This window comes from Pseudomonas sp. KCJK9058 (assembly GCF_046230975.1).
Classification (GTDB): Bacteria; Pseudomonadota; Gammaproteobacteria; order Pseudomonadales; family Pseudomonadaceae; genus Aquipseudomonas; species Aquipseudomonas alloputida.
On the sequence record NZ_JBJJLR010000041.1, the window covers coordinates 36773 to 50802 of the forward strand.

9 protein-coding genes, 1 tRNA gene and 2 pseudogenes are annotated in these 14030 nt (G+C 50.9%); 7 read left to right on the forward strand and 5 right to left on the reverse strand.

All coding sequences use genetic code 11. The annotated features are described in order from the left end of the window. Nucleotides 1–2: 2 nt before the first annotated feature. Entirely contained in the window at nucleotides 3–1211 is a 1209-nt protein-coding gene (locus tag ACK59Z_RS19890) for a type II secretion system F family protein (RefSeq protein ID WP_108191152.1), read from the reverse strand. Between the two features lie 216 nt (nucleotides 1212–1427). Between ACK59Z_RS19890 and ACK59Z_RS19895 the strand changes: the two genes are divergently transcribed. From ACK59Z_RS19895 to ACK59Z_RS19910, 4 genes and pseudogenes are all read left to right on the forward strand, one after another. Further along, nucleotides 1428–1838 (forward strand): pilin, encoded by a 411-nt coding sequence (locus ACK59Z_RS19895; RefSeq protein ID WP_012051131.1) that lies wholly within the window; start codon nucleotides 1428–1430, stop codon nucleotides 1836–1838. 71 nt (nucleotides 1839–1909) lie between these two features. Beyond that, a tRNA-Thr gene (locus ACK59Z_RS19900) sits at nucleotides 1910–1985 on the forward strand. A 161-nt stretch (nucleotides 1986–2146) separates the two neighbouring features. Then, entirely contained in the window at nucleotides 2147–3469 is a 1323-nt protein-coding gene (locus ACK59Z_RS19905) for a tyrosine-type recombinase/integrase (RefSeq protein WP_409293589.1), read from the forward strand. 905 nt (nucleotides 3470–4374) lie between these two features. After that, a pseudogene (locus ACK59Z_RS19910) lies at nucleotides 4375–4530 on the forward strand (integrase); the annotation flags it as partial. 185 nt (nucleotides 4531–4715) lie between these two features. Here the strand turns inward: ACK59Z_RS19910 and ACK59Z_RS19915 are convergent. From ACK59Z_RS19915 to ACK59Z_RS19925, 3 genes are read right to left on the reverse strand one after another with little or no spacing between them, the layout of a single operon-like run. Continuing rightward, entirely contained in the window at nucleotides 4716–5822 is a 1107-nt protein-coding gene (locus tag ACK59Z_RS19915; protein ID WP_409293590.1) for a ComEC/Rec2 family competence protein, read from the reverse strand. After that, nucleotides 5815–6873 carry a hypothetical protein gene (locus ACK59Z_RS19920; protein WP_409293591.1) on the reverse strand — a complete coding sequence of 353 codons (1059 nt, stop codon included), beginning with the start codon at nucleotides 6871–6873 and terminating at the stop codon, nucleotides 5815–5817. The genes ACK59Z_RS19915 and ACK59Z_RS19920 overlap by 8 nt, the downstream gene beginning before the upstream one ends. Beyond that, the gene (locus ACK59Z_RS19925; RefSeq protein ID WP_409293592.1) at nucleotides 6873–8024 is read right to left on the reverse strand and encodes a caspase family protein; all 1152 of its coding nucleotides are present in this window, start codon (nucleotides 8022–8024) and stop codon (nucleotides 6873–6875) included. The genes ACK59Z_RS19920 and ACK59Z_RS19925 overlap by 1 nt, the downstream gene beginning before the upstream one ends. Nucleotides 8025–8202: 178 nt before the next feature. Here ACK59Z_RS19925 and ACK59Z_RS19930 point away from each other — a divergent pair. After that, a pseudogene (locus tag ACK59Z_RS19930) lies at nucleotides 8203–9059 on the forward strand (IS5 family transposase). Here ACK59Z_RS19930 and ACK59Z_RS19935 read toward each other — a convergent pair. Beyond that, entirely contained in the window at nucleotides 9056–11239 is a 2184-nt protein-coding gene (locus ACK59Z_RS19935; protein WP_409293593.1) for an ATP-binding cassette domain-containing protein, read from the reverse strand. The pseudogene ACK59Z_RS19930 and the gene ACK59Z_RS19935 overlap by 4 nt on opposite strands. A 349-nt stretch (nucleotides 11240–11588) precedes the next feature. Here ACK59Z_RS19935 and ACK59Z_RS19940 point away from each other — a divergent pair, with 349 nt between their 5' ends. Beyond that, nucleotides 11589–12701 carry a HesA/MoeB/ThiF family protein gene (locus ACK59Z_RS19940; RefSeq protein ID WP_409293594.1) on the forward strand — a complete coding sequence of 371 codons (1113 nt, stop codon included), beginning with the start codon at nucleotides 11589–11591 and terminating at the stop codon, nucleotides 12699–12701. Beyond that, entirely contained in the window at nucleotides 12685–13767 is a 1083-nt protein-coding gene (locus tag ACK59Z_RS19945) for a HesA/MoeB/ThiF family protein (protein ID WP_409293595.1), read from the forward strand. Before ACK59Z_RS19940 ends, ACK59Z_RS19945 begins: the two co-directional genes overlap by 17 nt. Nucleotides 13768–14030: the final 263 nt, after the last annotated feature.

A 14030-nucleotide genomic window follows, 5' to 3' on the forward strand; every position in this document is an offset into this window, starting at 1 on the left:
GTTCAGATCAAACTACCCAACTGGAAGATCGGCAGGTACATCGCCACCACCAGGCCACCCACCAGCAAGCCCAGGATCAGCACGATGGCCGGCTCCAGTAGGCTGGTCAACTGGTCCAGCGCCTGGCTGACCTGTTCCTCGTAATGGCTGGCGGCTTTTTCCAGCATCTGGTCCAGCGTGCCGCTGGATTCACCGATGGCCGTCAACTGCACCAGCAAGGGGGGAAACAACGGTTCACCGGCCATCGCCTGGTTCAGCCCTTGCCCATTGGCCATGCCTTGGCGCAGCCGCAACACCGCCTGCTCGTGCAGGTCGCCACCCGTTACCCGCGCCACCGTCCCCAGCGCATCCAGTAACGGCACCCCGGCGCCGTAGGACGTTGCCAGGCTACGCGCAAACCGCGCCAGCGCGGCCTGCCCCAGCAACTTGCCAAACACGGGCAAGCCCAGCACCCGCCGAGATATCCACAGGCGCGCCGGCGCGTGCTGCCGGTAAAGCTGGCGCACGGCAACACCCAGCACCAAGCCCATCACCAGCAGCAGCGGCGCAAACCGGCTCAGCCCTGTGGACAAGTTGATCACCCATTGGGTAAATGTCGGCAACGCCGCGCCCATGCCCGAGAACATGCTCTCGAATTTAGGAATCACCTCCAGCAACAAGATCGCCGACACCCCCAGCCCGGTCAGCAACAGCAGCAGCGGGTAGATCATCGCCTTGCGCACCTTCTTGTGCAGCACCCGACGCTGCTCCAGCATGCCGGCCAGCTGCTCCAGCTGCCGGTCGAGCGTACCGGACTGCTCGCCCACCCGTACCAGGTTGCAATACAGCGCATCGAACCATGCCGGGTGACGCTGCAACGCATCCGCCAACCCCAGGCCCGAGGCCACATCCTGTTTCAATCTTTCCAGCAACGTCGCCTGCGCCGCATCGCAACCGCTGCGGCCCATCACCTCGAACGCCTGCAGCAGCGGCACCCCGGCCTTGAGCAACGTCGCCAACTGCCGGCTGAACCCCGCCGGGTCAGCCTTTTCGCGCCGCTTTGGCAAGCTGAACGCCAGCCCGCTGGACGGCCGCAAACTCGCCACCGTGATGCCCTGGCGAATCAGCCCGGCGCGCACATAAGCCGGGCTGCGCCCGGGTGTTTGGCCGCTGACCGGCGTGCCATTGGCGTCGGTGCCGTGCCAGCGGTAGAGAAGTGAAGATGAAGTCATGCAAAGGTCCTTGTTCAGCCCCGGCGACAAGCCTGGAAACAGCTTGCCGCGTCCATGCAAGGGCACGCGTCCGTGATGCTCACTAGAGTAGTTCAGCGAAGATGACGCCCGTGCGGGCAGGGGTGACAAAAGGTGTCTGTTCAGGCCTACTGCGCCGCTGCCGGTTGGGGCGCAACTGACCTCAATGTGTAAGCGAATCAAAAAGGAACTACGTTCATGAAAGGGCAACGCGGTATCACCCTGATCGAACTGATGATCGTCGTCGCGATCATCGGCATTCTGGCGACCATCGCCTTACCGATGTACACCAACCACCAGGCACGCTCCAAGGCCGCGGCCGGGTTGCTGGAGATCAGCGCGCTGAAGACGGCGATGGATCTGCGGTTGAATGATGGAAAGGATGTAGCGGATGTTGCCGCCCTGGGTGGCCAGCCGGCGACCGCGCATTGTGCGATTACGGCGAGCGGCAAGGCCGCAGATGGCAGCGGCAGTATTGTCTGCACCCTGGTGGATGCGCCTGCCAACGCGCTGGGCAAGGCCCTGACCCTGACGCGTTCGGCCAGCGGCTGGGCGTGCACGACCGACATCGAGGAAGACCTGGCGCCCAAAGGGTGCAAGGGGGCTTGAGGGCAGGGCAATAAACCAGCGGAAACAGGGGTTTGCGTTGCGGGTGTGAGCAGTGGTACGTTGCGCTACACGCCGGTGTAGCTCAGTCGGTAGAGCAGCGCACTCGTAACGCGAAGGTCGCAGGTTCGATTCCTGTCTCCGGCACCAGTTCAGGTTCCAGCGAAGGCTACCAAAATCTCTGGAACCCCCGTAAAACCCGCCTTCTGGCGGGTTTTTTCGTTATGGCGTTCCGTCGGATTCCGACAGCTGCCAGCCGATTTAGGGGTAACATTTGGGATAAAGTCGATTCGATAAAGGGGTTTACCCTTATGGCTCGTACTACTGCTCCCCTGACCGACACCGCATGCCGCTCGGCCAAACCTACTGACCGCCCATACAAGCTTTTCGACGGTGACGGTCTTTACCTCCTCGTTTACCCCAATGGCCGCAAAGGCTGGCGCTTCCGGTATGTGAAACCGGATGGGCGAGAGGGGCTGACCTCGTTTGGCAACTATCCCGTCATCGGTCTCGCAGATGCTCGGCAGAAGCGTCTGGAGACTAAGCGAATGCTGGCTGAAGGCATTGATCCGATTGCGTCCAAGCAGCAGGCCAAGGCCGAGGCGGTTGTCAGAGGCCACACATTCGAGCGCGTTGCCTTGGACTGGCATAAGGAAATGTCCGTGAAGTGGGCGCCTGGCCATGCGAGGACTGTGCTGACTCGTTTGAAGACTCACGTGTTCCCGCTGCTCGGCGCACGCGCCATTGTTGATCTGGATACCTTCGACCTCATGCAGCCGCTGGAAGAGATCAAGAAACGCGGCACGATCGATGTGGCCTTGAGGGTACAAAACTACCTGCAAAGCATCATGCGTGAGGCGAAGCGGCAGCGGCTGATCACGGTGAACCCTGCATATGACCTTGAGGGCTTCATCAGCGCACCACGGGTTACGCACCGGCCTGCACTCCCTCTGTCACGCCTGCCTGAGTTAATGGACCGCATCGAGAACTATAAGGGACGCACGCTCACTCGGCTGACAGTCATGCTGTCGCTGCATGTGTTTGTCCGGTCCAGCGAACTGCGCTTCGCGCGCTGGAGTGAGTTCGACCTGAAGCGGGGTATCTGGGAGATACCTGACACGCGGCCCGCGTTGGATGGCGTTCCGTATTCGACCAGAGGGACGAAGATGGCGGGAGACATCCATCTGGTCCCGCTTTCACAGCAAGCGGTGGCGTTGCTCGAACAGATTCATGCGATCACGGGGTACTTCGATTTGGTGTTCACCAGTGACGCTCGTTCATGGAAGCCAATGTCCGAGAACACGGTCAACAGCGCTTTGCGGAACATGGGCTACGACACCAAGACCGAAATCTGCGGGCATGGCTTTCGGTCCATGGCGTGCAGTGCCTTGGTCGAGTCCGGGCTGTGGTCAGAGACCGCTATCGAGCGGCAGATGAGCCACAGGGAGCGCAACAATGTACGGGCGGCGTATATCCACAAGGCCGAGTTCCTGGAGGAACGTCGAATGATTATGAGTTGGTGGAGCCGTTACCTCGAAGCGAACCGGCGGGAGCATATCTCGCCGCATGAGTTCGCGAATCAGACCGGGGCAAACGTTTCTAGCCTAAGAGCAAGGCGTGGCGCAGTCGAGTGAGCGCACGGCTTTGAAGTTTCGATGATCCGCTTTCCATGCGGGTCCATCCAAACAGGGCTGCAAAGCCGCCCTGTTTGGATGGACCTTACCTAAAAAGATCAAAAGCACCACATCGGCCACTGGAAACCACGGGATTCCGTACACGCCCAACGTCATTTTCAACTGCAAAATCCAGCGGGCGAGTCGCTTGACCCTCTCGGATTGCGAGCGTAGAAAAGACAGTGCAAAGGCTGTCGTTGACAGCGCCCCAGGTGACCCGAGCCTTCAAGGTCACGCCGCTCCTGCGGTGGTTCTCCCCCCAAATGGCGATTCGCATCCGGCAGCTCGCCCGGTCACCTCCCCGGTGATGGATGCCTACTTCAGATCATGGCCCTCGTGTGCCAGACAACACTTCCTATTTCGCTGCTCTGCAGCAACCTATCCGCTTGGCCGAATCTTGCGCCAACCTGCGCCCGTCTCTTTCTCCTGGAAAGAGACGGGCGCGTCTAACACTGCTGCAGCCCTCATCGCATTTGGCTTTGCGGCAACTTCACTCGTGACAATCGGCGTGACAAACGCCGATGTCACCAGCAACAGCGATGTAGATGATGGTGCCGCAGACCAAGGAATGGACTGCACCTGACTGACAGTCAGGCATGCCCCGGTCATCGCATTGCTGCGTTCACCCGGCTCAGGATCTTCAGGCGCTGGTTTCGTCAGCCAGTGCAGCCTCCACCCGCCCACCGGTAACGGTGTCCAGGAGGCCAGATCATGAGATGCCCTTGCTCCCGGTCGTAAGGAGCCGCCAGTCCTGCGTTAGAGGACATCCCCACAGGTCGCAGGGGCCTTGATCCCTGATAACACTCAGCACTCTTGGCGGGATGACGTGGGGCGAGGATCGGAGAACGGACGATGAGGTGACTGAAATGGCATTGCTGGGTAGACGTGATGGCCGCAATTTCGGCTACGGCAGGCAGTTGAGCTACGCAGGACCTCAGGCGCTGAAAGACATGTTCGGCGGCGGTCACTACGGCAGCGTCAAGGAGCACTGTGATAGGTGGTTACCTTTCGTGAAATGGTGCTGATCCGACCAAGGGCCCGGTATTAGTGATGCGCGGCAGTCGGAATGTGTTGGCGGACTTTGCGTAAGCGCTCCATAAATCCCACCTGACCAAAGATCGTCAGTGCGATCAGTTATGTGATCGCGGCGTGCAATTCCACGGCAAGAGCGCCTCGAAGCCCTCCGCTGAGGACGCTTGACTAGCACTTACACAGGCTTAGGTGGGCCGTAGGTCAGTGTGAGCCCATTCTCGCTGTCACCATAGCTCGTAACGTAGCCGAATTGCTTACGCCACGCTTCATTATCCCATCTCTCATTTATCTCGCTCTGGATGTTGAAGCCGAGACGTGCCGGACGTGCAGCGCTGTAATAGATCAGCCTTGCTACTGCCTCATCATCAGGATGTCGAAAACGATTGCCGTCTGTTGAAATGATCCAATGATCGCACACAACGCTCTTAACTAGCTCGCGGGAGACATTTTTGCTGCTACCATGATGAGGAAGTTTGAATGCATCCAGCCTAATAGGATCGTTTGCATCAATGCTTTGGATTGCTTCCACCAAATCTGATGCAAAAGCATCGCCGCTCAACAATACGCGTTTACCTTTATATTCTATCAGCAATGCAATGCTGCTACCGTTTGCTCGACTGTTGTCTGATTTGGTTCGCTTGTTGGCAAGCTTTATTAGACTTAAGGTGTCCGTTAATGTGAGTTGCTTAGATGCGCCTAGGGCCTCAAGTTTGCAGCCTTCATCGCCTTCTTTGTCTTTGTATTTGGCGAGCGCCTCCCGCCATTCTTTTTGCCAAGTCGGTAGAAGTTGCTTGAGGCGCTGTGGCGTGGGTCCTAATACCGTAATCTGCAGCCCGTCAGCTAACTCTACCACCGGGGGCGCTTGGTTAGGGTCTCTGCATACCGGCCCGCCACCAAATTGGAAATTCCATGGTTTGTCTTTGAGCCACTCACCAAGCTTTTCACCTTGCACTGCACCCAGTTCCTCAAGCGGATCGGAACTAGGGGTGTATTCGAGATGAGCTAAGCCATTGAACCAAAAGTCTTTTACAGACAGACCAGGAATAGGTGCATTGTCAACCAGCGCTGAGAGTACGCCGTTGATGTGATCACAATCAATGTGGGTGATGACTACAAGCTCAAAATTTCGCCTGTCTTCAGGAAGGGCTTCTAGCCGCTTACGAAGCGCAAGTCCTGTTTTCGCCGTTCCCATGTCAACTAGCATTTGGAAGGCCAAATCATCTCCCCATCGCAGCCAGATTGAATCACCTTCACGAGCCGGGAGGAATTGAATTTCAAGCATGGCTATTGTCCGTGAAGGTCTTGCACAGGTAAATTGAACTCCAATCTACTTCGGGCGCGGTCTTGGCAATATTCGTCAGCGCTTTTTTGCAAAGGGCACTGTTATCAGTTTCAGGTGCGTAACGAAGCAGGCTCATCAGTATGGAGAATGATTCGGTGTAAAGGATTCGTTCCTGGCTTGCCTCATAAGCCAATTGAATGGCCCTTTCGCGCTCGCCTGGCTTCGCCATCAAGATGCTGGAAAGTAATATTTTGGCGTCCGGTAGCCAGGGAAATTGAGCGATGATTTGTTCTAACTGTCTCTGGTACAAACCAAGCTTTCCAGCTTTCTTGAGTACGAGTGCAGCTAGTATGGCACCAGTGGGATCTACATATCTTTTCATTAAGGTCGTGACTGCGCTGCCTGCAAGCCTTGCGCCAGAGCCAATTTGCCCCGAAATGAACATGCTTTCCAAGGCGGCCGATAAACTTCTACTTTGGGAGATATTTATCTGCAACTTGTTATTGGGGGGCTGAGTCGACGTTTTAATATGGCACGTAACGGATAGATGGTGGTCGCCGGCGCTAATGGGAAGGCTTACGTCGTATACATCTTCCCCTTTTTGAATGATTGCATATGCAACCTGCTCCATTTCTTCCCGGTGACGGACGATCCAAAAACCATTTTCAGGGTAAATTGTAACATTTCGACTAGCGCGAATTAATTTGACATCTTGGGTCGGACTTTCAAGGGTCTGTAGTTTTTCAGCTGACATAAAGCTGAACGCAAATACTGGAGCCTCGGGCTGGGTTGATAGATTTGGTTTTAGCGAAACATTAGCGGTCTCAGACTCGTTTACTTCCACCGTATGTTTCTGTCGCCGTCCATCTTCAAGCACAGCGCTTACTTCGTAGATACCTACAGGAAGGTCAAAAAGACGCTGATTGGATGAAGATTCTATCAGTACAAGCTCATCATTTCTGATTTCGATTGGGGTGGCTTTTCCACCAAAGTTGACCTTTGAAAAAATATCAACCTTTAGCTGCCCATATTTTGTGCTCTCGGAGATCATTATAGAGGTAGCTCCATCTCGCTAGTAGGGGGCTCAATGCTATAGGGATCCATTTGAATATCTGGCGGTGAAGCTGTAGTTACCTTGACTAGATATAATCCAGCTCGAATTTTTGTCTTGGTAGGCCAGCTTGTTAATGTGTGGCCTACTTTTTTCCCTCTGAAACTGAGTTCGGCTGAATAGTTGCTGGGGTTCTTAGTTTGACAAATGGTAACAGTGAGATCTACGTTTGGAGGAGAAAGGCATTCATGGAGGCAGGAATTTATAACCCGACCACTAATATCGACTTTTTGTATTCTTCCATTTGCGGCGGCCAAAATTTCGACAGCGGATGGTAGATATTCTATGAGACTGGTAGTGGATACGCGCCATGTTGGGTCGTTTGGCTTGTCTGTTTTTGCAGCGTAACCTTCCTTCAGTCCCACCATCAACGCTTCATTAAAGAGCGTGACTTTATTAGGTGTTCCGTAGGAGGCTTGACCACTGGAGGAGGATAAGAACATGGGCGAGGCGTTAGTCGGTTCGCCTCGGTTTATGTCTAGCTCGAATATTCCGCCTAGTTTGTCGTAGTCTTCGGTGTCTGGTGCAAGACCCCGACACAAGTCCAAGAACCAAAACTGCGTATTTGCGTTATCCTCATAATTCATCGCTTTGTGGATAGCGGTCATGTCAACCGCACCGGCATATTTGCTACGCTTGTGGCTCGGGCTTCCAAAGTCGCTCAGCAGTAATACGGCACCTTCGTTCGTAAACTGAACGCCATGTCCGGCGACATAAATAATTGCCATGTTCTCGGAATGGCTCTCGGTAGCATTCATGAAGTCGAGTATGGCTTGTTCAACGTTCGCACGGGTTGGCGCGTGAACGCCCTTCATCAGGCTCTGAACCGCAGGGTGGATGACCTCCCCCGGTGCAGGAGCAAGGAGCACCCTCAGGCTGCGCAAAGGAAGCTCAGGCATGTTGTGGCCGTCCAAGAGCCAGGCGGCGAACTCCGATGCCGAACGGGCGGCAGACGATAGCTGCTTTAATCCTAGGTGTTCGTTATCGGTGTTTACGTCGTCACCGCCTTCCAGGAACTGGTAAGCGCTGATGCCGATGACCAAGGCGTGGGTGCCAGGCTCCGTTAGATCCTCAGGTATTAACAAGGGCATGTGGAAGCTCACTCATCCTTAGATGCCACAAATCCCTATCATATCAAAAAGCTAGCATAAGTAGGAGTTGCTTACACGCGCCCTAGGCTCTCTACGAAATCCTGAGAAACCCAGTCGCCGCGCCTTGAACGTTGAGATTTTGTAGAGTTCCCCGCCATCGACGGAAAGGAATTCTGTGATGGCAAAGAGTTACGAACTCTGGGTCGAGACCTGGGGTTTGGTCTCCGATCTCCTCATCGAAACCCATGGCCGAGGGCGCCTGCGCCTTAGCGACCGACTAATGCTCGATGGCGTGCTCAGGGTGCTCTGTTAGGGTGCGGCGTGGCGAGATATGCCGGAGCGCTTCGGCCCGTGGTCAACGGTGTATCAAAGGTTTCGGGTGTGGCGAAATCAGGGCACATTCGATCAGATGCTCAAACGTCTGCACCTGAGGTTAAATGAGCAGGGTTTGATCGAACTGAAAACCTGGATGATCGACTCAACCGCAGTACGCGCAACCCGAGCCTCATCTGGCGCTCGGAAAAAATGGGGCCTGACGAGCCGGCCGATCACGCTCTAGGTCGAAGTCGCGACGGCCTGACAACCATGATTCACATGCTCTGCGACGCCAACGGGATACCGCTGCGCTTCCTTCCCTCTGGAGGTCAAGCCAGTGACATCAGCTACGCCCAGCCTCTGAGTGACGGAGTCAGCATTCCCTCAAGCCAACGTGGTCGTCTGCGTAAACGCTATAAATGGCTGCTTGCCGACAAGGGCTACGACGCCGAAGCGTTACGCCGCGACTGCGGTCAATATCGGATGCAGCCTGTCATCCCACTGCGCTCAATGAAGCGCAAACCCAAGCCTGGTTTACCCAGACTTTTTGATCGGCCCAAGTACTGGCAGCGCAACATCATTGAGCGCATGTTTGGCTGGCTGAAAGAGAATCGCAGGATCGTCACACGCTTCGACAAGCTCGCGAAAAGCTATGTCGCCATGGTCTCACTGGCTTGTTCAATGCGGTGTTCGCGACAACTCTTTTCGTACAGAGCCTAAGCATTAAACGCTGGGGGGCCGGCATATATTATCTTGCCACCGTCGGGACCTGCCCCAGGGCCGAATTCTAAAAGGTAGTCACATTGGTTTAAGATTTCAGGTTTATGATCTATAACTAAGATCGCCTTAAAGCTCTTAGCATACTGATGTAAATGGCCTATGGCCTTTACAGCTGATAAGCTGTCAAGCCCTGCCCCAGGTTCATCTATAATCAGAATTTTTTCTTTGTTGGGCGAGATTAGAGCTTGTAGAAGTTTTACTCGACGAGACTCTCCGCCAGATAAGCTTCCGACTTTTCTACCTATACTTAGGTGAGATATTCCTAGTGCCTCGGAAATCTTTACAATGCTGGAGATTTTCTTGCTCTGATCTAAAATCTCTTTAGGGAAAGAGTGAAGCTCTCGACTGTAGAAATCTTTTATGTTTAGCTCTGATATTCGGAAGTCATCAACTACGTTTGAGAATGATGCTCCATCACAGGTCGGGCAAGAAATTTTCAGTGTTTTTTCGAAGGTTCTACTGAATTCAACTAATCCTGTGCCGCCGCACTCAGTGCAGCAGCCAGCTTTACCTGGTTGCAGCAGGAAAAAGTCTTTTGATACCCCCATGATTTTGGAGTAAATACTTGCAACTGTATTGCTCAAGTCTAACGCGGTTGAAATTGTAGATCTAATATTTCCACGCATCTGTTTTTGCGATACATAGTTTACTTGTGGTAGGGTTTGGGAGATTGCGAGCGCAAATGAAGATTTACCAGAGCCTGAAACACCACACACGGCAGTTATTGAGTTTTTCGGTATTGATGCCGAAATGTCTTTCACATTGTTATGGCTAACTTTCGGGAGGGGAATCAAGTCACTTTCTGTGGTCTTTTCGTATTTCCTAGCTTCGATGGGAGGAGGAGGGGTGTACGGAACTATATAGCCACCCTCATCTCCCGGGGCGGGGCCTACACATATAATATTATCAGCAGCGCTTATGAAGAAGTCATTGTGTTCAATCATCACGATCGTATTTCCGCGGTCGCAAATTTCCTTCATTTTTTGGATTAGGAGTTGGTGATGGTTTTTGGAAACTTGGGAGGATATTTCGTCAAGGACGAATAGTATGCCTGATATTTGTGTGTTGCATATCTGGGCAAACCGGACCTTTTGTAGTTCCCCTCCTGATAAGCTTGGGATTTGGCGAGCTAGTGTAAGGTATCCTAGGTCAAGCTCTATTAATGTGTCCAGTTGCCTTATTAGTGAGTTGAGAGGTGGAGAAGAGCTATGCCGTACTTTTTTTAATTTCTCAGCAAGATCTGAGACTGGAAGTCTTATGAGGTCGAATAGTGAAATGCTGTAAAGCTTACTTTTGATAAATTTTTCACGATCTATCCCTGTAGAATCGCAATGAATACAAGGAGAGGGTTTCGAGAACTTTCTAAAAAGATCGTATTCGGAAATTTTATTGCTCTGGGAGCACTGCTCCAATATTTTCATTGGCCCAACATAGCGTTCTTCTCTAGTTCTTCTCTTGCCCGAAAACGTAAAGCTGATTCTAAATTTATTGGAAGACTCGCCAGTCAATAGCTTTTTTCGGTGTGAAACTGGCAGATCCGAGATGGTTTTCTTTAAGTCTATTCCTTCGTCTTCGCAAAAGGCTCGAAGTAGTGCTCCGTGTTTAGAAAGGTTGGCGCCTGTCCAACATTTAAATGGCATCCTTTCTAAAGACTTGGAGTGATCTACCAATAAGTCCTCACATAGTGAAAACGAGTGTCGGCTTCCTCCGCAATGAGAACACTCATTGCCTGGCTTGTTTAAGCGAAGAATGGTTTGATCAATGTCAGTGTGAGTGCTCGGTGCCATTGAATAGAGATAGCTAGGTATATCTAAATACGAGTAGATAGTAGACTTTGGGTTTGAGTTAAAATTATTTTGGGTTAGCGCCACTGCAGGAAGGGCGCCATGAAATGAATCTGCATTATATGTTGCATGGTCGTATGATCCATGCTCAAGCTGGCTAAATTGTTGTTTGCAGATCGAGAAAATTGTACCGTATGCTAATGATGATTTTCCGCCGCCACTAATGCCTGTTATAGCTGTGATAGTGTTTAAATTTATAGCGACATTTAAATTCTTCAAGTTGTTTGTTTTTGCGCCAGTTACGACGAATTGTCTCTCTTTTGAACTTCCTTGCATTGGTAACTCCAGGTTTAAAATCTGTGAGTGACATGACTATGCCATTATGGTATCGTTTTCGCTCTGTGTCCATAACGTAAACGGAGTTAGCAATGGTCAAAAAGAAGGTTAGCTTAAAATTTTCTGAGGTGAATGAACACCCTGAAGCTGGAACGAAGTACACCACTACTTGTTCCGGCAGCAGAAGCGATTGCTGTACCAGAGTATGCACTCGTCCGGCTATCGGTTCCGACGACGGTAGTCTGGATTCTTGGGATGAATATCTCGAGGCAAACGCTGGCGTATTGCAATATTGATTTTGGGAAGGTGCCAATAGGTTGGCACCTTTTCTTATTCGGTAGGGTTAAGAATGGAAGCTTTCATACAGGATACTGTCTTAAAAATTAAAGATAGCGTGGATGTTTACGTGTCCATGTCTGATGCCGATGTTTGCAGTATTCAGTTTTACCATATAAACACTAGGCAAAAGTTATCTATCCAGATTGACCCCGCTTTTAGTGAATTGCTGTCGGCGCTTGATGGTGTTAGTACGGTATCCGAGCACATAGAGAAGTTGGGATTTGAGTTTGATCTCGATGAGCTAGTGTCAGTGTTAAAATATTTGATCGATAATGGTGTCCTTGAGTCGCCATCAAATATAGACCAAAGCTCTCGATATTCGCGGCAACTAAACTTCCTGTCAGATTGGATTTTTGGGTTGCCGGCAGAAGTTGCCCATAAGCGAATAGTAGATGCTCACTGTGTAATTTTTGGGGTTGGTGCAGTTGGCTCGGCAATCGCTATAAGCCTTGCGAGAGCAGGTGTGTCAAAATTTACGATTGTTGATCATAAGAAGCTTCAGTTGCAATCTTATGAGAGGCATCTATACTATTCAACGCATGATGTGGGGCAGCCAAAAGTACACGTATTAGAACGTTATCTTCGGAAAATCAACTCGGAAGTTAATGTGGTGTGTGTGCAAGAGAAGTTACTGCCATCTACTGAACTTTCCGAACTTGTAGATGGCACCTCATTGATCGTCAATACTGCAGATGAGCCGTATATTGGTCACACTTCAGTAAAGCTAGGGCGCTATTTGTGGGCGAAGAATATTCCGCTCTATGTTGCTGGTGGTTTTGACGCCCATCTGATGAGTACAGGGGACTTTTATATTCCCGGTGAGTCGAATTGTGTTGACTGCTCAAGTAGCTTTTTTACTGTAGCATTAGCTGATTGGAAGCCGTCTTATAAAGTTCATGAGTCTAGCACCACTGACACTCATGTAATTGGAGGTAGTGGTGGGCTTGGCAGTATGGCCCTATTCGCAGCATCGTACGCTTGTATGCAACTTCTGAGTTATCTTGCTGGTGGTGATGCATATCGGTCTAGACTATCCGAGCGAGGAGAGTTTATGACTGGGAAAGGTGAAATTGAGTGGGTGCAGATTTCAGCTAGGGATAATTGCAATGTCTGTGGAAAATAAAGTTTTTAGGCTTAGAAGCTGCATTGCACTTGTTCATCGTGCTGGAACAGTTGAGTTTTTTGACAGTAACCTTCGAGTTGGATTTTCAATTGAGCTGGAGTACTCAGGTATCATTGAATTGCTTCATCAATTTGATGGTGTAATGACAGTAAGTTCAATTGGTGACCTGTTTCCTGAGGTGTTGCTAGATGAACTATGTAGTCTTGTACTGTTTCTTAAATCTAAGTATGTGTTGATTGAGGTTGATGAGGAGTACGAACAGTCTATTCTATGTTCGTTTCCTAGGATAATAAATACACTCGAAGGCTTTTTTCACTCTACGTCAGAAGTCAACAAGTCGCTCCAGAAAGGAGCGGATAAAGCTGTTTTGATTGTGGGGCTCGGCGCAGTAGGTACTTGGGTTTTGCATTGCTTGGTCAAGGCAGGCGTACAAAATATTACTGTCATGGATGATGATGTCGTTGAGGAGTCAAATCTCCATAGGCAGGATCTTTTTTTTGAGGAAAATATCGGGGTTCCAAAGGTAGTCGCTGCTTATGAAAATATAAAGCGCTGCTACGGCGTTGAGTTGACTATTTGCACGAAAAGAATGCAGTCAGTTGAGGATCTGGAGCAGCTTCAGAGCTTGCCAGGCATGGTTATAAACTGCGCTGATTATCCGAGCGTTGACCAGACGTCTAAGATTATTTCTGATTATTGTTTGAAAAATAGAATATCGCACATTATCGGTGGAGGCTACAATCTGCATCTAACGTTAGTAGGGCAGGTTGTCATTCCAGGCGCTACAGCTTGTTTTCATTGTTTTGACAGGGTTCTTGCTCCGATCAATGCGATGGAGTTGTTTGGCGTGAAAAAGCTGAATAGAAAGCATAGAAAAATTGGAAGCTTGGGTCCTCTCTGCAGCCTCTCTGCATCGATTACAGCGACGGAAGCGATAAAAGTGATATTTGGTGCTCCATTAGAATTCATGGGTGTAACAAATAAGCGTCTGGAATTTAGCCTTAAAAATTTTGATTTTGGAGCATTTGTTGTTCAGCGAAATGCTAGCTGTGAATATTGCGGTTAAGCTACAGTTGTTAAAAAATTGCATTGAGTAGTCTCAGGCCTCTTGCAAATGCCGGTAGTCGGTCTGATCGGTTGAATTAATAGCATAGTTAATGCTGAGCAGCATTAGGATAATTTTAAGGGTAGAGATTTTATTTTTTGGTGTTTTTTTAATCTAATCAATACATTGAAGCGCGATTTGACTCCTGTCTCCGCACCAGAATCAGTTGGCCTATGGCGATTTATCGCTACCTGGCACCAATAGAAGCCCGCCTTGTGCGGGCT

Bases quoted from the DNA above. Each gene is read 5' to 3' on its own strand.
- ACK59Z_RS19890 (WP_108191152.1), bottom strand. From the start codon at position 1,211: ATGACTTCATCTTCACTTCTCTACCGCTGGCACGGCACCGACGCCAAT.
- ACK59Z_RS19895 (WP_012051131.1), top strand. From the start codon at position 1,428: ATGAAAGGGCAACGCGGTATCACCCTGATCGAACTGATGATCGTCGTC.
- ACK59Z_RS19905 (WP_409293589.1), top strand. From the start codon at position 2,147: ATGGCTCGTACTACTGCTCCCCTGACCGACACCGCATGCCGCTCGGCC.
- ACK59Z_RS19915 (WP_409293590.1), bottom strand. From the start codon at position 5,822: ATGCTTGAAATTCAATTCCTCCCGGCTCGTGAAGGTGATTCAATCTGG.
- ACK59Z_RS19920 (WP_409293591.1), bottom strand. From the start codon at position 6,873: ATGATCTCCGAGAGCACAAAATATGGGCAGCTAAAGGTTGATATTTTT.
- ACK59Z_RS19925 (WP_409293592.1), bottom strand. From the start codon at position 8,024: ATGCCCTTGTTAATACCTGAGGATCTAACGGAGCCTGGCACCCACGCC.
- ACK59Z_RS19935 (WP_409293593.1), bottom strand. From the start codon at position 11,239: ATGCAAGGAAGTTCAAAAGAGAGACAATTCGTCGTAACTGGCGCAAAA.
- ACK59Z_RS19940 (WP_409293594.1), top strand. From the start codon at position 11,589: ATGGAAGCTTTCATACAGGATACTGTCTTAAAAATTAAAGATAGCGTG.
- ACK59Z_RS19945 (WP_409293595.1), top strand. From the start codon at position 12,685: ATGTCTGTGGAAAATAAAGTTTTTAGGCTTAGAAGCTGCATTGCACTT.